Below are 18,966 nucleotides of genomic sequence, written 5' to 3'. Positions count from 1 at the left end.
GAGTATATCAATTTTTCGCCGCACAGAGCAGATAATTATACATTTCACTGTATAGAAACCATTACCAGGGAAGAGCACGGTATTTGAACCTCATGTTATACTCGTTTCTGCTGCATACGCAAACCTGCTAAAAAAGTGTTCATCATCACTTCAATGCTTCGATCCACTTCTACAGGTAAACCAAAGCCCCCCTTCTGTTCCAGCGAGGCAAACCCATGAAGAAGACTACGGAACCCTCTTGCTGCATGAATGCAATCCTCTTCCTTGAAGCCGTAGCCACTCGACAGGACGGAAATAACAAGCTCTGCCACGCGATCCGCAGCGTCCCTCAATTCAGTATCCTGGCGGTCTGTAGCATACAGCATCGCTTCATACAACCCGGGTCGTTCGCGGGCATATCGCATGTATGCTTTCCCCATAGCAGCCAGTGCATCATCTCCCGCTCTGCCAACCGCCGCACTTGTCAAAGTATCCTCCAACTGCTTGAGGCTGCGTAGTGCCAGCACTTGACGCAGTCCGTTCAATCCGTCCACATGGTTGTACAAGGACGGCGGGCGAATGTGCAGCTTTTGCGCCAGCGTGGTGAGCGTGACCTCCCCCATCCCCCGTTCATTGGCAATGTCCTCTGCAGCCTGCAGGATATCTTGCAGCTTCACTCCGTTTCTGGGTGACATCATCCGGTCCCCTTTCATCGAATTTCTATGTAAGGCTATTACATATACAAATACATACTGAACCCTATGTTCATTTTAACTAATCCTGTTAGTCTATATAAAGACCATGCCGTTTGCAACCATAGCCCTGCCCGGACCTTTATAGAAGAAGAGCATATCTGCCATAACTGATATAATAAAAGAAATAAGATCATAAAGCGGGTCTGACAACTTTTTCGATCCTCTACAAAGGAGATAGCTATATCTATGGATTCCAATCCACTTCCTGCCATTGAATTTAAGCATATCACTAAGTATTTCACCGGGCCTGAGCGGCAACGTGCTGTCCTGAACGGAATTACAGCAAAAGTTTCTCCCGGCAAAATTACCACGCTGGTCGGCCCGTCCGGGTCTGGCAAAAGTACGCTTCTCTCACTGTGTAATCTTTTACTGTCACCGGATGAAGGAGAAATCAGCGTATTCGGCAAGCCTGTATCCGAGTGGGAAATCCCTGAGCTGAGACGCAAAGTGGCATTGGTCTTTCAGGATGCGCCCATACTTCAGGGAACCGTCCTGTACAATCTCCAAACCGTAGAACGGCTGCACGGTACGATGCTGCATGATCCGTCCGGCCTGTTGGAACGGGTAGGGCTCACCCGCGACCTGCTGGAACAAAAAGCGCAGGAGCTGTCCGGTGGTCAAAGGCAGCGCTTGGCCTTGGCCCGAACGCTCGCCAACCGCCCGGATATTTTACTGCTGGATGAGATTACTTCCGCACTGGACCCCGCCTCGGTCAAAGAGGTTGAGGAGCTGTTGCTTCAAATGAATAAAGAAGAGGGAACGACCATGATTTGGATTACGCATCATATGGAACAAGCCCGCAGGGTCGGCCATGAAACATGGCTGATGATTGACGGAAGATTGGTGGAACAAGCGGATACCGAGACCTTTTTCCATGCTCCGCAGCATAGTGAAACTCGCAGGTTCATAGCAGGAGAATGGGTATGACGATTATTGCCTTGATTCTTTCCCTCGGTTTTGTATTTATTTCCATCGTTATGTCCAAGTCCTTCAAGCTTGGTCTGGACCGGGATATTATGATCGCCACGATCAGAGCATCGGTTCAACTGCTGGCTATCGGTTATGTATTACATTTGATTTTCGGGATGCAGAGCTACGGATTCATCGCATTGTTCATTCTGCTCATGATCACCGTAGCCTCTCAAAATGTTGCGCGCAAAGGACGATTTATCCCCGGCCTTATGTGGAAGTCATTCCTGACGCTGCTGTGTGTGGAAATCGTTACACAGGCATTCCTGATTGGCCTGCATATCATTCCGGCGACAGCCCGGTATATGATTCCGATTAGCGGCATGATCATTGGCAGCTCCATGATTTTATCCAGTCTGCTGGTGTCCCGGCTCAAATCGGAGGTCCTGCTGCGCAAGCCTGAAATCATGCTCATCCTGGCACTGGGTGGCACACCGAGACAAGCCATTTTTCCAATACTCAAGGATTGCATACGCTCCAGTATGATTCCAACCATTGAGGGACAGAAAACGCTGGGGCTTGTCCAGCTTCCCGGCATGATGACCGGACAGATCATCGCAGGAGCCAATCCCATTGCCGCCGTCCGTTTGCAGTTGCTGATCGTATTTACTACCATGACCTCTGCCATTCTGACCAGCGTACTGCTCAGCCTGTTCATTTATCCGGTATTATTTACGCATCAACAACAGTTGCGCACAGAGTCTTGGGAAGTCTGATGGAGATGGTTATACCCAGTCATCTACAGTTACTTGCCATTATCAAAATAAAATAGAGATGTTTAATTCCTGACACGAGGGTTAATAGATACACGAACACGCTTTACTAAAATTCGATGAGGAGTGATTGAACATGGCTAACAACAACCAAAATGGCAAAATGAGTCGCGAAGAGGCAGGACGTTTAGGTGGAGAAGCTACTGCTAAAAATCACGACAAAGAATTTTATCAAGAGATTGGCGAAAAAGGTGGCGAGGCCACTTCCAAAAGTCATGGCAAGGAATTCTACCAAGAAATCGGTGAAAAGGGTGGCGAAGCCACTTCCAAAAGTCATGGCAAGGAATTCTACCAGGAAATTGGACGCAAGGGCGGTGAAGCCCGCGGCAATTCAGACCAAAGTGACAGCGACGGGAAAATGAGCAGGGAAGAAGCAGGCCGCAAAGGCGGCGAAGCTCGGGCCCGTCAGCGTAGAGATAACTGACGATAAGGAATATAGAGTCTGTGTAATGTAAAGGCACAGGCTGGTATATACGAGGTATAGTGAATATTTTAAATAAGCAAAAACCTATCTGCTGTTGTTTAAGCGGGTAGGCTTTTTGTGTGAAAGTTACTTTCATCATCCAATCATACGTCATACAATATACATATACAGGTCAAATATCCAAACATAAATATTTTATTATAAATGAAAGAACTGATTAGTCCTGTTTCTTTTCTCATGTCATCCTATTCATTGTATGAGTTATGGGAGGTTTGTAACAATGTTGATTACAAAGAATAAAACGGCTACAGCTATATTAAGGGTTATATTTTTTTCACTAATTTTCGGCTGGATTTATTATTGTTCAGGATATCACCCGGCTGAAATTGCTAAATTAGTTAAAATTACAGATGACTATTTGGTCATACAAAGAGATGCTTCTAATGGAGGTGGATATAAAGAATTATATATTTCCTCAAAGTCTGTGATCCCTCCTCTGGATGTAGGCAAACAATATTTTTTCGAGTCTGATCAAAGGTACTTTCAACACCCATATATCCGTTATGTAGAGGAGTAGAACAAAACAAGACTGTCTAATCATTCAAAACTGCAAAATGAATCAGCATCTAAGCTAGTTCGTGGCTTTACAATATAGGTTTGGAGGTACGGTTAATGAAGTCATTTAGGTTTTGGTTATTCCTAATCTCATGTCTAGTTATTACTGTAAATATTACGGGATATGATGACTATAATATACTATTGGCTATCATTAGTCCGTTGGTTTGGATATACGAATCATTTCAATTTGTACGAAAAGCAGACATCCCCATAGCCGTCGTTTATTTCACTACACTAGTTTTCTGGTACCTTATTGGATATGGTTTGGATCGTTTGATTAAAAAATTGAAGAATTAAAAATTATCTTCTAAATTGTCGTCCACCTTCTCAGGTCCGTACTCAACTGTTTTATAGTCAGGTGATAAGCTTTCGATTGCGCCATTCGCCGCCCCATATGTAGTACCAAAGCCCATCGGACGCTGGCTGAATGCTCCGGACATGAGGACAATTGAGCCGCCCTTGGAGATATACTTTTATTCGGATAGGCTGTCCTGCACCGTGCTTTTACGGTAGGATGTCGGCGACTGACCAGACCAACGCTTGAACTGTCTGCTAAAATGCGCAATATCTCCGTAACCCAACATATCGGCAATTTGCTGCACCGACCATTGCGGATCAGCCAACAGCAACTTGGCCTCATGCAGGACAAGCCCGGATAGATATACACGGGGGGATACGCCGAAGATACTCCGGAATACACGATTACAATGGGACACACTAATGCCCAGCTCAGATGAAATCCCCTCGATTCCATCCTGTTTCTCCACCGAGCCAACTTGTCCAAAAGGCTGATTTACCCTGCGCTGAAGACGGCTGGCAATCTGATGGGCAAGTTCAGCCTGCACGTATCCGCGCCCCGGCAGATGTGCCGCTTCGCTGGATACCGCCTCCCACAAAGTTGCGAACAACTCAAATACAGCGGACTGAATTCGCATACGTTTGGCCACCGAATCACCGCCTGCTCCTATGCCTTCTGGCGCAGAAAGATCGAGCAGCTTGCTCAGCGCGGGCCCCATCTGCCCCGCTACTGTGCCTTCAGCCGGAAACAGCACTTGCTCCAAGCGGCTCAGCAGCGAAAGAAACAACTTATCATCAATATCAAAATGCATGCAAAAATACGTAAAGCCCTCTCCGCTACTATGGCTGGAATGGACGATTCCCGGGCGCAGAAGCACCAGATCACCCTCACGCTGCGTATAGCTGCGACCATCCACAACCATGATCTGTTCTCCCGCAAGCACGATGTTAATCTCATATTGAGGATGCTCATGTGGCGGATAGCTCCAGTCTCTTCCGACACTTCGCGTATGTATGGCAAACAGATTGACCGTAGTCCGCACATCGGGAAAAAAGAATTCCTCTCCGGCAGCCGTAAGCTCTGGATGATCTGGACGCTTCGGTAAACGTGGTGCTGACATGTCTTCCCTCCTGGCTTACATCGTATTTACTCCAGTATATCGTTTTTAGTGCGATTTGGATAAATAGTTGAGCGATTTGACAATGGTTCCTCAGAGCGTAGCATGCTAGGCTCTATATGAGATCAAGTGAGTATAGCATATGACGGATATATGAACATACTGCAAAATACTTTTGTGTATGAAAGTCACTTTTTATTTTGAAAGGGGTTTCATGATATGACGAAAAATATATTTTATAACACGCAACACTCACCTATCGGGGCCTTTTCCAGCTTTACGCTCGGGTTCAAAGGCAATCGCGGTGGACTCGGCTTGGAGCTGGGCAAGCCTGCCGATGAAAATGTATATATCGGGCTGCAATCCAGAGACGGCAGCGTATACGAAGCGCTTCCTTTTTTTGCATCTGCAGAGGACGAAAGTACCCGCTATGATGTAGAGAAAAAGGATAAAAAAACGGAGCCGATGCTCGTTGCCTTTGCCGATCAGGATATCACCCGTGAGCTAAAAGCAGGGACAGATACATGGCAGGCCGGCGATCTGACGTTCCGGCTGTACTCTCCCGTTCGTCCGGTGCCCGAGCCGGGAACTGCGGATACAAACGAGATGCGGGCAGCGCTGGTTCCGGCAGTATTTGCCGAGCTGACAATCGATAACACGCAGGGAACTGCTGCGCGGAGAGCTTTTTTCGGCTATCAGGGTAGTGATCCGTACAGCGGCATACGCATTGTAGGAAAAGACCCACGCAGGGACGCTACGGATTCTACCCAATTGGAGGAAAGAATCACAGGCATCGGCCAAGGACGTAGCACAGGTATTGTGACCAACAGCAGGGAAGCGGTACCTGCCAGCGGATTTGCAATGGAGACACTGCTTGGGGAAACCATGGCTGAGAATTTATCCTTTGGGCTGGGCGCGACGGGTGCGCTCCTCATGGACGTTCCCGCAGGCGAAAAGCGCACGTACTCCTTCGCTATATGCTTTTATCGCGGCGGCATCGTGACGACAGGCATCGAAGCAACCTATTACTACACCCGGCTATTCAAGGATATTGAAGACGTGGCGAGCTATGCCTTGGAGCATTTTACAGACCTGACCACGGCCTGTGTTCAGGCTAATCGCTGGATAGAGTCGACAAGCTTGAGCCCGGATCAGGAATTTATGCTCTCACAGTCCATTCACAGTTACTACGGCAGTACCCAGTTGCTTAGTCAGCAAACAGATGGAGAACCAATCTGGGTTGTGAACGAAGGCGAGTATCGGATGATGAATACGCTCGATCTGACGGCGGATCAGCTTTATTATGAATTGATTTTGAACCCATGGACGGTACGCAATGAACTGGAGTGGTTTGTCAAACGGTACAGCTACCGCGATGAGGTACGCTTTCCGGGAGAGGAACAGACCTATCCGGGCGGGATCACGTTTACGCATGATATGGGCGTGGCAAATGTGTTCTCCCGGCAGGGTTACTCCTGTTATGAGCTGGCAGGAATTGACGGCTGCTTCTCTTATATGAGCCATGAAGAGCTGGTGAACTGGCTATGCTGCGCCACGGTATATATCGAGCAGACACAGGATCAGTCATTTACGACACGTATGCTGCCTGTCCTGTGTGATTGCTTTGAAAGCATGCTGCGGCGGGATCACCCGGACCCGGCACAACGAAACGGCTTGATGGGCCTGGACAGCTCCAGAACCCTTGGGGGCGCGGAAATAACGACCTACGACAGTCTGGACGTTTCTCTGGGTCAGTCCCGCAACAACATTTATTTAGGCAGCAAATGCTGGGCGGTATATGTTGCACTGGAAAAGATATTTGCCTCAGAGGGGCTCGACTCGCTTGCACGGGAGGCTGGCTTACAGGCTGACAAATGCGCAGCAGCGATCACAGCGCATATGACAGACAAGGGCTATATTCCTGCCGTCGTTCAGGAGGGCAATGATTCGCAGATTATCCCTGCGATTGAGGGGCTGATCTTCCCTTACTTTACAGGATGTGAGGACGCGCTTAAGCCCGATGGACGGTTTGGCGGGTATATACAAGCACTACAACGCCATTTGGAAACTGTGCTGGTGCCAGGTGTCTGCCTGTTCGATGATGGAGGCTGGAAGCTGTCCTCGACCAGTAACAACTCCTGGCTGAGTAAAATCTATCTGTCGCAGTTTATTGCCCGTGAGCTGCTGGAGCTGCCTTGGGAGGAAGCAGGGCAGGCCGCAGATGCTGCCCATGTCTCATGGCTCCTGCATCCTGAGGAATCCTATTGGTGCTGGAGCGACCAAATGCTCTCCGGCATAGCCCACGGCAGCAAATATTACCCGCGCGGAGTTACCGCAATTTTATGGCTGTATGAAGGCAAGGGCAACCGTCTGACTCTTCCCCGGCATCTGAGTCAGGATCAGGAGCAGCATGTCTGATACTAATCTTCACCTGTCCAAAAGGAGGCGTCAAATATGAGCAAGCGTATGGATATGCAAAAAGAGAGCGGCTATGACGCTTGGCTGCATTATCGCCGCAATCGAAAGGTGGACGATTTGCCCACTTGGTGCAGGGTCATCATAGTTCAAGAGGCAGATGAAGTGCTTCACACGGCTGCGAATGAGCTTCAACACGGATTGACCTCTATGTTCGGACAGCAGCCAAGGATCAGCGCCGTTCCTGTGAGTGCGCCATCCATTGCTTTGGGTACGTTCCAAGAGCATCCATGGGTTGCAGAACGATTTGGCGCAGAAGAACAGGCAGAAGTGAGCACAGAAGGCTACCGAATTCGCGGGATGAAAATTTCCAACCCGGCCCATCCAGCTTCATCTGATAACGATGATATCAAGGGAGCGTACGTCACTGTGTCCGGCCAGACGAGTAAAGGCGTATTATACGGGGTTTTTCATCTGCTGCGCTACCTGCAGGGAGGACTGGATGGTAAGCTACAATCCACCACCGAATTCTTGCAGGCTCCCATTCTAGACATATTGTCCAATCCGGCTAATCCCATTCGCATGATCAACCATTGGGATAACATGGACGGTAGTGTAGAACGCGGATACGCGGGAGCATCCATTTTCTACGACAATCATGCCTTTACTACAAATATGGACCGCCTTCGAGACTACGCCCGTCTCCTTGCCTCTGTTGGCATTCAGGCGCTATCCATTAACAATGTGAATGTCCACCACGTAGAAACGAAGCTGATTACAGATACATTTCTACCGGATGTGGCCAGAGTGGCTGCGGTGTTCCGCACCTATGGCATCCAAATTTACTTGAGCATTAACTATGCCAGTCCTATGCAGATCGGCGGGCTAACCACCGCCGATCCTCTGGACCCCGGTGTAGCTGAATGGTGGCGGGCCAAAGCCCGGGAAGTCTACACCGCCGTTCCTGATCTGGGCGGTTTCGTGGTAAAGGCCGATTCCGAGAATCGGCCTGGCCCGTTCAGCTACGGGCGTCATCACGCCGATGGAGCCAATATGCTGGCAGATGCGTTGCAGCCCTATGGCGGACGCGTGATTTGGCGCTGCTTTGTCTACGACTGCAAGCAGGATTGGCGCGACCGCAAGACGGATCGGGCTCGCGCAGCCTTTGACCATTTTAAACCACTGGATGGGCTATTCCGGGACAACGTCATTTTGCAAATTAAAAATGGCCCCATGGATTTTCAGGTGCGGGAGCCTGTCTCCCCCCTGTTCGGCGCGCTGGAAGCTACCCAGGTACTGCTGGAATTCCAGATTGCACAGGAGTACACGGGACAGCAGCGACATCTGTGTTATCTTGTTTCGCAATGGAAGGAGATACTGGATTTTGACACCTACGCACAGGGAAAAGGCTCTACTATCAAGCGCATCGTAAGCGGCGCTCTGCATAGCAAGAGCGATTCTGCTTCCAGTGGCAGAAAAGCTATTGTTCATGCCTCTCACATCAACTATGGGATCACCGCTGTATCCAATATTGGAGCAGACGCCAATTGGACCGGACATTTGCTCGCCCAGTCCAACCTTTACGGGTATGGTCGGTTAGCATGGGACCCGGAGCTATCCGCAGACGAAATCGCGGATGAGTGGGTTCGGCTGACGTTTAGCGGACAAGAAGATGGGGACAGCGGTACAGATTTATTTCCTGCTATCAAGCAAATGCTGCTCGATTCATGGAATATTTACGAGTCCTACACTGCTCCTCTCGGGGTCGGCTGGATGGTCAGTCCCGGTCACCACTACGGACCCGATGTCGACGGATACGAATATTCAATGTGGGGCACTTATCATTTTGCCGATTGCTGGGGAATCGGGGTAGATCGCACGACCGCAACCGGAACGGGTTATGCAGGACAATATTTTTCTCCCCATGCCGATATTTACGAATCTACTGACACCTGCCCGGATGATCTGCTATTATTCTTTCACCATGTTCCGTATACGCACACGCTCCACTCCGGCCAAACGGTCATTCAGCACATATATGATACCCATTTCGAAGGTGCGGAACGGGCGGCCCGTCTCAAAGACACATGGATCAGTCTGCGAGAGCAACTGAATGAAGGGCTATATGAACAGGTGCTGGAGCGGCTGGAGCATCAGGCTGAACACGCCAAGGAATGGCGGGATCGGATCAATACGTATTTTTACCGCAAAAGCGGTATTGCTGACCAAAAGAATCGCCCCATTTATTAAGCAAGTTACGATGAAACAAGCAGCCTCGGCCATACTTTCCTTCCATACAGGCTGGAACAAGACTTTTATACGCTCAGGTTCGCTTTCCCCTATGCTGGCATTGGCTATCCGCACAACCCTAAAAGGCATGCGTCTTACTCAGACCTATGGCTTATTATTTTGCCTGGATTCATTTTAAGCACACGGTTGCTAACGAGAATGTCATATTTGTCCACCCTGAGTGTGCAATAAATTCTTCTTTTTGTGCAACCGCTTGCTTTATACTATTTTTGTAGACGTTTACAATATGTTGTCGAAATAGACTATGCTTTGGGGAGGATGATCGGATTGACCTTGTATCGAAGTCTATGGAACAAAGGGCGCCTGATTCTGCTAAGCCTTGTGCTGTCTCTGACCGCCTTCATTGGCTCACCCTCCAATACCGCGAGCGCTGCGGTTGCTGATGATTTTCAGGCTTCTGTCATGGGGCCGCTGGCGAAAATCAATGACTGGGGCGCATTCAAAAAGCAGCTGCAAACGTTGAAAAGTAACGGCGTGTATGCCATCACCACCGACGTCTGGTGGGGCTATGTGGAGAGCGCAGGCGATAACCAGTTCGATTGGAGCTATTACAAAACCTATGCAGATGCTGTGAAAGAAGCAGGTCTGAAGTGGGTTCCTATTATCTCTACGCATAAGTGCGGAGGAAATGTAGGGGATGACTGCAATATCCCGCTGCCAAGCTGGCTGTCGAGCAAGGGCAGTGCAGATGAAATGCAGTTCAAGGACGAAAGTGGCTATGTTAATAACGAAGCCCTTTCGCCACTATGGAGCGGAACTGGCAAGCAATATGACGAGCTGTATGCTTCGTTCGCTGAAAATTTTGCCGGATACAAAAGCATTATTCCCAAAATTTATTTAAGCGGCGGTCCTTCCGGTGAATTGCGATACCCGTCGTACTATCCGGCGGCAGGATGGAGCTACCCGGCACGCGGCAAGTTCCAAGCCTATACGGAAACAGCCAAAAATGCGTTCCGCACAGCCATGAATGAAAAGTATGGATCATTGGACAAGATTAATGCGGCTTGGGGTACCAAGCTAAGCAGCCTTAGCCAAATCAATCCGCCGAGCGACGGGGACGGATTCTACACGAACGGCGGGTATAATTCCACGTATGGGAAGGATTTTCTGTCGTGGTACCAAAGCGTGCTCGAAAACCATTTGGGCGTCATCGGAGCAGTTGCCCACAAAAACTTCGATTCCGTGTTCGGTGTCCGGATCGGAGCCAAGATTTCTGGCCTGCACTGGCAGATGAACAACCCTGCCATGCCTCACAGCACAGAGCATGCAGGCGGATATTATGATTACAATCGTCTGATTCAGAAATTCAAGGATGCCGATCTGGATTTGACCTTTACTGCACTGGAGATGAATGACAGCGGCACTGCACCGAATTATTCCTTGCCGTCCACACTGGTAGATACCGTCTCCTCGATTGCAAATACGAAGGGCGTTCGCCTGAATGGTGAAAACGCACTCCCAACGGGCGGCAGCGGCTTCCAAAAAATCGAAGAAAAAATCACAAAGTTCGGTTATCACGGCTTTACACTTTTACGACTGAACAATCTCGTCAACAACGACGGCTCACCAACCGGTGAAATGAGTGGATTCAAACAGTATATCGTAAACAAGGCCAAGCCCGGCGATAACGATGGCGGTACAGGCAACAAAGTAACTATATACTACAAAAAAGGCTTCAACTCACCTTATATTCACTACCGTCCGGCTGGGGGAAGCTGGACTGCTGCGCCTGGTGTGAAAATGCAGGAGGCCGAAATTAGCGGCTATGCCAAAATTTCCATCGATATCGGGTCTGCCTCCCAATTGGAAGCCGCTTTTAACGACGGTAATAACAGCTGGGACAGCAACAACACCAAAAACTACTCCTTCAGCACGGGCACTTCTACTTACACGCCCGGTAACAGCGGCAATGCAGGAACGATCACATCAGGCGCTCCAGCGGGCACGATTCCCGGGGATGGCGGCGGTACAACTAACAAGGTAACGGTATACTACAAAAAAGGCTTTAACTCGCCTTATATTCACTACCGCCCGGCTGGCGGAAACTGGACTGCTGCGCCTGGTGTAAAAATGCAGGATGCCGAAATTAGCGGCTATGCCAAAATTACCGTCGATATTAAGTCTGCCTCCCAATTGGAAGCTGCCTTTAATGACGGCAATAACAACTGGGACAGCAACAACACGAAAAACTACCTTTTCAGCACGGGAATTTCTACCTACACACCCGGCTCTAACGGAACTGCAGGAACTATCCGAACAGGGGCACCTTCGGGGAGCATCCTCAGCGTAGGGACTTCCACCTACACAACCAACCTCAACGAAGTTGCAGGAACTATCCAAACAGTGGAACTTTCGGGTGCACCCTTAAACGTAGGCACTTCTACGTACGTACCCAACTCTAACGGAGTTGAAGTAACTATTCAAACGGAGGCGCCTTCGGGCGCCTTCACTCCTATAGATCTGAATACCCTCTCCAAGCCCACTCCCCTCAACACAGATTGGAGCAAACAGAGCATTTATTTTATCATGACAGACCGATTTAGCAACGGAGATCCATCCAACGATAATTACGGTGGTTTCAATTCCAACAACAGCGATCAGCGCAAGTGGCATGGTGGCGATTTTCAAGGTATTATTAACCAACTCGACTACATTAAAAATATGGGGTTTACCGCCATCTGGATTACTCCGGTAACGATGCAAAAGAGCGAATACGCTTACCACGGCTATCATACGTATGATTTTTATGCGGTAGACGGACATATTGGTACCATGGACAAGTTCAAAGAGCTGGTTGGTAAAGCACACGACAAAAATATCGCTGTTATGCTGGACGTAGTTCCCAATCACACTGGCGATTTTCAACCTGGGAACGGCATCGCCAAGGCTCCTTTTGACAAAGCGGACTGGTATCATCACAATGGCGACATCACAGGAGCAGACTACAGCTCCAACAACCAATCGAAAATCGAAAACGGTGATGTGGCTGGATTAGATGACCTGAATCAGGACAACCCTGCAACAGCAAATGAGCTCAAAAACTGGATCAAATGGCTGTTGAACGAGTCGGGGGTCGACGGACTGCGGGTGGACACTGTGAAGCATGTACCCAAAGGGTTCCTGAAGGATTTTGACCAAGCGGCCAATACCTTTACCATCGGTGAAATTTACAGTGGCGACCCCGCTTATGTGGGCGATTATACCCGATATCTCGATGCCGCGCTGGATTTTCCGATGTATTATACAATCAAGGATGTGTTCGGACACGATCAATCTATGAAGAAAATCAAGGAACGATACTCAGATGATCGTCACTATCGCGATGCCCAGACCAACGGCGTATTTATCGATAATCATGATGTAAAACGTTTCCTGAATGACGCCTCCGGCAAGCCGGGTGCTAACTATGACAAATGGCCTCAGCTCAAAGCTGCCTTGGGCTTTACTTTGACCTCACGCGGGATTCCTATCATCTATCAAGGCACCGAGCAAGGCTTTAGTGGCGGAGATGATCCTGCTAACCGGGAAAACGTTGTGTTTAACGCCAATCATGATCTGTATCAGTACATCGCTAAGCTGAACCGTGTCCGCAACAGCCATCCTGCCCTGCAAAACGGGAGCCAAAAGGAAAAGTGGGTAGACGACTCCTTTTACAGCTTCCAGCGCTCTAAAAATGGCGACGAGGCCATCGTACTCATCAACAACTCGTGGAGCAGTCAAACCCGCACCATTGGCAACTTTGACAACCTGTCCAACGGCACCCGTCTGACCAACCAACTAAGCAACGATTCCATTCAGATCAACAACGGTTCGATCACCGTGACCCTCGCTCCGAAGGAGGTTAAAATTTTCACTAAGTAACAGTCACATTCAGTCATATTCAGTTACATTGATTATTCAGATGCGCTAAAATAAGTTATAGAAGGATATGCTAAAAAAGAGCAAGGATGCTGGTAACATCCCTACTCTTGGCAACAGCCGCTTTGAAGAGCGGTCGGCTGTTCAAAGGCGATCTAAAGAGATAGACCGTTTTCCCCTTGAGCAGGGCGGTCTATTTCTTTTTGTTATACTCTACTTATTTTTCTATACGAACATAACTTCGCAACGCTAAAAAAAGTCCCAGCACAAAAATAAAGAAAATACTGATGACCCCTCCAGGAACATACGTGAATGTTCTGCCCATTTGTCCATGGGGAGAAAACAATAACGGCACTGTCCATGGATAAAAGGTATTCCCCGGTGTATTAACCAAAACAAAATTTAAGCACATAACCGTACACATCCCAATAATGGCGGGTACAAATTTTTTCCAACGAATGGCGAAGAACGTGATGATCGGGATGAGCATAGCGTGCATAAGAATCATTTTAGCAAATACCCCAAGCTGATACATAACGATTTCAAAGATTAGCGGTCTGATTGTAATAAACGTACCCAATACTGTAGATAGCACAAATGCCATCAGTAGGCTAACAGCGATGTACATATAAATAACGAGTAGCTTGCTGAAGTAAATCTGAGTTCGGCGAACCGGGTTTGTAAACAGTGCAATATGAGTGTTCTCCTGGTATTCTCTCGCATAGATATAGCAGGTCAAAATGTAATAGCTCATATACCCAGTTATTAAATTAATGGAGGATACCAAATCCATAAAGTATTCATTCCATCCATCACGATCCAAGGAAAGTTTAGGATTTATGGCGTAAGTACTAAAAGTCAAAAATACGGTTGCTATTAAAATAAACACACTTAGAAAAAGAATTTTAGTTCCTTTCAGCTTCAAGCACTCTGCTCTAAACAGGTCAAACATAGTAGCCCTCCTCTCAAAAACTCTCCATTTAGTCTTTTCTTTGATATGTCCATATGGATAAAAACAATCCAAGAAGAAAGGTCATGGATAAGCTGAACCATGCTATTGAAACATTGGTAGGTATAGTCGCATTTCTTTCATTAGGAGATAAGAGATAGGGCACAATCCAAGGGTACCATTCACTTTTGTATATAAAATTCAAAAATATTGCAGTACAAACTACGAGTACAACCACCATGATGCTCTTCCAGCGTATAGCAAAAAAAGAGGCGATTGGGATTAACATCGCATGCATCACACACATTTTAGCAAACACTTGGATTTGGTATACCCAGATAGCCATCGTTAAAGGTCGATCTGTAATGGACATGCCTAATAAGGCAGACAAAAACAGAACGAGAAATAAGGATACAATAATAAATCCATAAATAATGATCAATTTACTAAAATAAAATTTAACCCTGGTGACAGGCGTGGTAAACATAAATAGATGCGTGTTTTCCTGATACTCTCTTGCAAAAATATGACCTGTTAATATGTAGTAACTGATAAATCCGGCTGCAGCATTGACGAAGAGAACTATGCTCTCGAAATAGTAGGTCCAACCCCGTTTATCAATTGAATATCTGTAAAAAATAGCGCTCGTCGCGAATTCCAACAGCACAACAGCCAGCAATATAATATAACTCAACAAGAAGGCTTTAGAGCCTTTAAGCTTAATGAGCTCTGCTCTAATCATGTCGCCCACCCTCTCTTGAAATGAGAGTTAGAAAATACTCCTCTAGCGTCTGCTTTGTAGTGTGTATCTCATAGACTGAAAACTGATGATCTATTAACTGTTTATTTAAAGCTGCTGTATTTTCAATCGGACTATGAATTCTTAGTTGTTGTGGAGATATAACTTTAGATTGTAGCTGCTCTATATGCTCTTGCAGAAATGTTTGCACTGCTTCTGCATCGTCTACCTTTACATCTGTGTATTGCTCAAAACCTTCCTCCAACCGACTCAAACGATCTTCTATTAACAGCTTTCCATTATGTATAATCCCGATGTGTGTAGCTAACTGCTGAATTTCGCTCAAGATATGACTGGAAATAAGAATCGTTTTCCCTTCTTCCTCGCACAACCGCTTCAATAGCTGACGAATTTCCTTAATTCCAGATGGGTCCAGTCCGTTCGTCGGCTCATCTAATATGAGTAACTCAGGATCATGAACAAGCGCCCTTGCAATCCCTAATCGTTGCTTCATCCCTAGAGAAAAATCTTTGAACTTCTTTTTACCAGTATGCTCTAAACCTACCGTGGTTAAGGTACGTTCTATTCTTCCATCATCCTTCATTCCCATGTACGTACAGCAAATTCTCAGATTATCGCGAGCACTCAGATTTCCGTATAAGCCCGGTGTTTCGATAATCGTGCCAATCTTAGAAAAGATAGACGGATAGTTTTTCTCCAGCCGCTCACCAAATAAAAAAACCTCCCCCCTTGTAGGCTCAATCAGCCTCATTAGCATGCGGATGGTAGTCGTCTTGCCAGCTCCATTCTCACCGAGGAAGCCGTAAATACTGCCTCGCTCCACATGTAAGGAAATATCATCTACGGCTACTGACATCCCAAACTGTTTGCGAAGCTTTTTCGTTTCAATAATATAATCCATTTCTTCCAGCCCCCTAAAACACCAAATGTGATTATTATACAGAATCAATCATCCATAAAATGTAAGATTCATCACATTTATTCATGTTCAATCCGTATTCCTCAAAACAAATAGGGCACCTGACGAAGCGTACACTTCGTTGCAGGTGCCCTGTTTATATATAAACAACGTGGGGATACTTAGGCCTCAGTAGCCACGTTGATATTGTTCAGGTATGGAGGGCTCCTCGCCGCGCAATGTCACCGCTGCATGCGTACCCCAGTAAGGATCGCGCAGCAATCCGCGTCCGATAGCGACCAGATCGGCATCCTCGTTGCCGATAACAGACTGCGCCAAGGCCGGGTCATCCAGTGCGCCGACAGCGATCACCGGAATGCTCAGCGCCTCGCGAATTTGGCGCGCGAACGGCACTTGGTAGCCCGGATAATTGCCCGGCTTTCTTGCCCCAGCCGGTCCTTCTCCGCCCGAGCTGACATGGACGGCATCTACGCCGGCAGCTTGGTAGGCACGGCTCAGCTCAATGGCATGATCCACATCGTACCCGCCATCTACGTATTCCACTGCGCTAATGCGGAAGATTAACGGCATGCCCGCAGGCATTTCCTTGCGCACAGCCTGAATCACTTCAACACCAAAACGGGCTAAATCTTGACCATATACGTCATCCCGCTTGTTCGTGAGCGGCGAATGGAATTGGTGAATCAAATAGCCGTGTGCTCCATGAAGTTCAATCGTATCCACACCCGCTTGAACTGCGCGCCGGGCGGCATTTGCAAATTTTTGCACCATGCCCTGCACTTCTTCTGTGGTGAGTGCACGTGGCTGTTTGTAATTTGCACCTGGGTAGGCAATGGCCGAAGGAGCAACTGGCACTACCGCATCCTCAGCTTTACGGCCCGCGTGAGCAATTTGAATGCCTACCTTAGCCCCGTGCGCGTGAATGCCGTCCACGATCTTTTTAAAAGCAGGAATATGTTCGTCTGACCAGAGGCCCAAATCATAGTCCGTGATTCGTCCATCCGGCTCTACATCTGTCATTTCTATAATAATTAGACCCGTGCCTCCAATGGCCCGGCTCAAGTAGTGAACATGATGCCAATCATTCGGAATCCCGTCCTTGGCGGTCACCGAGTATTGGCACATAGGGGCCATAACTACACGATTTTTTAATTCCAAATCTCTCAGTTTATACGGTGTAAACAACGAATTCGTCAAAACGTTCATCCTCTCTTTTCTAATCTTTACTACCAAAATCGGCACAGCCCAAACGTAACAAAGAGATTCCCCAACCGGAGTATCCCTCGTGTTTGCACCTTGCAGTCATTATGTATACTGTATGTCGTAGATATATTGCACACAATCTATTATCCATAACTCGATAACTTTTTGCAAGTAAATATTTAAATATTATTAAATATTTTTTTGTCTATCCCCTCGTGCACTCCCAGCTATAGCAAAAAGACGCCCTTACGGACGTCTCTGTCAAATCAGCCTTATTGTGCCGAGCCTAATTGTATCCATGCCTTTTCAATCTCTGCAACCGTCTGATCCTTGTTCATGTTGCCGCTGATATAAGCCTGCATCAGCTCGCCAAACTTTTGGTGGAACGTATCCAGCGAGTAGTTGACAGACAGATCACCGGACTTCGATGTTTTCAAAATACTTTCCATTTCCTTAGGCATCTCCAGGTCAGGAAGCGGCGCATCCTTAATTGGAGGAATCACTTTCGCTACTTGGGAGAACCAGTTCTTACCGTATTCCGAGGTGTACAGCCAGTTGAAAAATTCAGTCGTTTCTTTGGCTACTTCGGAATCCTTGTTAATACGCAGCGCCTGATCCGCCCCGGTAATGATGACCGATTGTTCGGCTTTGTCACTTACCGGATATCCCATGATACCAATCTTGAGATCGGGATTAATCTTCTTAATCGCTTCCTCATCCCATGCGCCTTTACCTGTCATAAACGCTGCTTTACCAGATGCAAAATCACTTACTTCCGCATTGCTGTCCCGTTCCAGTGGCTTATCTGTGCCATGCTTCACCGTCAAATCAATGAAGCTGAAGAAGTTGTTGTACAGCACCGGGTAGTCCTTGATTTTGGCTTTGCCTGCAATAAAATCACTAACGAGCTGCTTCGGCTCTACGCCTGCATCCTGCGCGGCAGCATCTACATAGTGCTGGAAGATGTGCTTCCATACCCACCACTCTTTATATGCGTTGGCAAATGGAGTAATGCCCTTCGCCTCCAGCTTGGTGACTGCATCCTGCATCTCCGCAATCGTTTTAGGCGGGGAGGTTATCCCGGCCTTGGCAAGCAAATCCTTATTGTAAATCAGTGCAAACAGGTTCCCCTTCACAGGTAATCCCAGCACTTTGCCGTCGCTGGAGCTCATATTCGCCCGAACTGCATCCGTCATGGCTGCCGCCAGCGGTTCATTGGTCAGATCGGCGCTATAATCAGCATACGTATCAATATCGCCTCCTGCCGTCGTTTGGAATACATCCGGTGTACTGCCTGAGGCAATTTTCGACTTGAGAATCGTGTTATAGTCTGCCTGCATGATTTCCAGATTGATCTTTACGTTAGGCTTGACCTTCTTATACTCCTCAATATACGCGTTAAAAGCATCCGTATACTCCGGTGAGGCTGTGAACATATTTATTGTAACCGGTTTCAATTCTTCGTTGCCGCCAGCCTTTCCTTTTGCTGCATCTGAGTCACCGCCGCTTCCGCATCCGCTCAACAAACCGACTGTCAATAGCAAACTGCCGGACAACGCCATCATCTTCTTTAACATGGATACTCCCCCATTTGTTTGTGATCAACGTCCATGCGCTCA

General features: G+C 47.7%; 15 protein-coding genes. 7 read left to right on the top strand and 8 right to left on the bottom strand.

Features of this window, described 5'->3' with window-relative positions; genetic code table 11:
* Positions 1 to 95: 95 nt before the first annotated feature.
* Entirely contained in the window at positions 96 to 674 is a 579-nt protein-coding gene (locus tag LCF57_RS20810; RefSeq protein ID WP_226002397.1) for a TetR/AcrR family transcriptional regulator, read from the bottom strand.
* Positions 675 to 920: 246 nt separating this feature from the next.
* On the opposite strand from LCF57_RS20810, the gene LCF57_RS20805 reads away from it, so the two are divergent.
* The 4 genes from LCF57_RS20805 (at position 921) to LCF57_RS20790 (ending at position 3,477) form a co-directional block, all read left to right on the top strand.
* Positions 921 to 1,661: a phosphate ABC transporter ATP-binding protein gene (locus LCF57_RS20805; protein WP_226002396.1), complete on the top strand. Its 741-nt coding sequence runs from the start codon at positions 921 to 923 to the stop codon at positions 1,659 to 1,661.
* Positions 1,658 to 2,419 (top strand): ABC transporter permease, encoded by a 762-nt coding sequence (locus LCF57_RS20800; RefSeq protein ID WP_226002395.1) that lies wholly within the window; start codon positions 1,658 to 1,660, stop codon positions 2,417 to 2,419. Before LCF57_RS20805 ends, LCF57_RS20800 begins: the two co-directional genes overlap by 4 nt.
* Before the next feature lie 133 nt (positions 2,420 to 2,552).
* Positions 2,553 to 2,900 (top strand): KGG domain-containing protein, encoded by a 348-nt coding sequence (locus LCF57_RS20795; RefSeq protein ID WP_226002394.1) that lies wholly within the window; start codon positions 2,553 to 2,555, stop codon positions 2,898 to 2,900.
* 280 nt (positions 2,901 to 3,180) lie between these two features.
* Positions 3,181 to 3,477, top strand: a complete 297-nt coding sequence (locus LCF57_RS20790; RefSeq protein ID WP_226002393.1) for a hypothetical protein — start codon at positions 3,181 to 3,183, stop codon at positions 3,475 to 3,477.
* A 334-nt stretch (positions 3,478 to 3,811) separates the two neighbouring features.
* Here LCF57_RS20790 and LCF57_RS28310 read toward each other — a convergent pair whose 3' ends face one another.
* Positions 3,812 to 3,958 carry a hypothetical protein gene (locus LCF57_RS28310; RefSeq protein ID WP_413232213.1) on the bottom strand — a complete coding sequence of 49 codons (147 nt, stop codon included), beginning with the start codon at positions 3,956 to 3,958 and terminating at the stop codon, positions 3,812 to 3,814.
* A gap of 33 nt (positions 3,959 to 3,991) precedes the next feature.
* Positions 3,992 to 4,936, bottom strand: coding sequence for a helix-turn-helix domain-containing protein (locus tag LCF57_RS20780; protein WP_226002392.1), 945 nt, complete (start codon positions 4,934 to 4,936; stop codon positions 3,992 to 3,994).
* Between the two features lie 216 nt (positions 4,937 to 5,152).
* On the opposite strand from LCF57_RS20780, the gene LCF57_RS20775 reads away from it, so the two are divergent.
* The 3 genes from LCF57_RS20775 to LCF57_RS20765 all read left to right on the top strand — a co-directional run bounded on the left by LCF57_RS20775 (position 5,153) and on the right by LCF57_RS20765 (position 13,519).
* On the top strand, positions 5,153 to 7,351 hold the full coding sequence (locus LCF57_RS20775) for a glycoside hydrolase family 52 protein (RefSeq protein WP_226002391.1): 2,199 nt from the start codon (positions 5,153 to 5,155) through the stop codon (positions 7,349 to 7,351).
* A gap of 36 nt (positions 7,352 to 7,387) precedes the next feature.
* Positions 7,388 to 9,598 (top strand): alpha-glucuronidase family glycosyl hydrolase, encoded by a 2,211-nt coding sequence (locus LCF57_RS20770; protein WP_226002390.1) that lies wholly within the window; start codon positions 7,388 to 7,390, stop codon positions 9,596 to 9,598.
* 327 nt (positions 9,599 to 9,925) lie between these two features.
* Positions 9,926 to 13,519 (top strand): family 14 glycosylhydrolase, encoded by a 3,594-nt coding sequence (locus LCF57_RS20765; RefSeq protein WP_226002389.1) that lies wholly within the window; start codon positions 9,926 to 9,928, stop codon positions 13,517 to 13,519.
* Between the two features lie 214 nt (positions 13,520 to 13,733).
* Here the strand turns inward: LCF57_RS20765 and LCF57_RS20760 are convergent, their stop codons facing one another.
* The 5 genes from LCF57_RS20760 to LCF57_RS20740 form a co-directional block, all read right to left on the bottom strand.
* Positions 13,734 to 14,468 carry an ABC transporter permease gene (locus LCF57_RS20760; protein ID WP_226002388.1) on the bottom strand — a complete coding sequence of 245 codons (735 nt, stop codon included), beginning with the start codon at positions 14,466 to 14,468 and terminating at the stop codon, positions 13,734 to 13,736.
* A 28-nt stretch (positions 14,469 to 14,496) separates the two neighbouring features.
* Positions 14,497 to 15,207: an ABC transporter permease gene (locus tag LCF57_RS20755; protein WP_226002387.1), complete on the bottom strand. Its 711-nt coding sequence runs from the start codon at positions 15,205 to 15,207 to the stop codon at positions 14,497 to 14,499.
* On the bottom strand, positions 15,200 to 16,126 hold the full coding sequence (locus LCF57_RS20750) for an ABC transporter ATP-binding protein (protein ID WP_226002386.1): 927 nt from the start codon (positions 16,124 to 16,126) through the stop codon (positions 15,200 to 15,202). Before LCF57_RS20750 ends, LCF57_RS20755 begins: the two co-directional genes overlap by 8 nt.
* A gap of 186 nt (positions 16,127 to 16,312) precedes the next feature.
* The gene (locus tag LCF57_RS20745) at positions 16,313 to 17,341 is read right to left on the bottom strand and encodes an NADH:flavin oxidoreductase/NADH oxidase (protein WP_226002385.1); all 1,029 of its coding nucleotides are present in this window, start codon (positions 17,339 to 17,341) and stop codon (positions 16,313 to 16,315) included.
* Between the two features lie 278 nt (positions 17,342 to 17,619).
* On the bottom strand, positions 17,620 to 18,924 hold the full coding sequence (locus LCF57_RS20740) for an extracellular solute-binding protein (protein ID WP_226002384.1): 1,305 nt from the start codon (positions 18,922 to 18,924) through the stop codon (positions 17,620 to 17,622).
* Between the last annotated feature and the right edge of the window lie 42 nt (positions 18,925 to 18,966).

This window comes from Paenibacillus sp. BJ-4, from assembly GCF_020404765.1.
In the GTDB taxonomy this organism is placed as follows: domain Bacteria; phylum Bacillota; class Bacilli; order Paenibacillales; family Paenibacillaceae; genus Paenibacillus.
The sequence above is the reverse complement of the archived record's forward strand: the minus strand, read 5'-3'. Positions and strand labels throughout refer to the sequence as shown.

Coding starts and splice junctions, on each gene's coding strand:
- LCF57_RS20800 (WP_226002395.1), top strand. CDS start 1,658: ATGACGATTATTGCCTTGATTCTTTCCCTCGGTTTTGTATTTATTTCC.
- LCF57_RS20740 (WP_226002384.1), bottom strand. CDS start 18,924: ATGTTAAAGAAGATGATGGCGTTGTCCGGCAGTTTGCTATTGACAGTC.
- LCF57_RS20810 (WP_226002397.1), bottom strand. CDS start 674: ATGTCACCCAGAAACGGAGTGAAGCTGCAAGATATCCTGCAGGCTGCA.
- LCF57_RS20790 (WP_226002393.1), top strand. CDS start 3,181: ATGTTGATTACAAAGAATAAAACGGCTACAGCTATATTAAGGGTTATA.
- LCF57_RS28310 (WP_413232213.1), bottom strand. CDS start 3,958: ATGTCCGGAGCATTCAGCCAGCGTCCGATGGGCTTTGGTACTACATAT.
- LCF57_RS20805 (WP_226002396.1), top strand. CDS start 921: ATGGATTCCAATCCACTTCCTGCCATTGAATTTAAGCATATCACTAAG.
- LCF57_RS20795 (WP_226002394.1), top strand. CDS start 2,553: ATGGCTAACAACAACCAAAATGGCAAAATGAGTCGCGAAGAGGCAGGA.
- LCF57_RS20780 (WP_226002392.1), bottom strand. CDS start 4,936: ATGTCAGCACCACGTTTACCGAAGCGTCCAGATCATCCAGAGCTTACG.
- LCF57_RS20750 (WP_226002386.1), bottom strand. CDS start 16,126: ATGGATTATATTATTGAAACGAAAAAGCTTCGCAAACAGTTTGGGATG.
- LCF57_RS20755 (WP_226002387.1), bottom strand. CDS start 15,207: ATGATTAGAGCAGAGCTCATTAAGCTTAAAGGCTCTAAAGCCTTCTTG.
- LCF57_RS20775 (WP_226002391.1), top strand. CDS start 5,153: ATGACGAAAAATATATTTTATAACACGCAACACTCACCTATCGGGGCC.
- LCF57_RS20760 (WP_226002388.1), bottom strand. CDS start 14,468: ATGTTTGACCTGTTTAGAGCAGAGTGCTTGAAGCTGAAAGGAACTAAA.
- LCF57_RS20770 (WP_226002390.1), top strand. CDS start 7,388: ATGAGCAAGCGTATGGATATGCAAAAAGAGAGCGGCTATGACGCTTGG.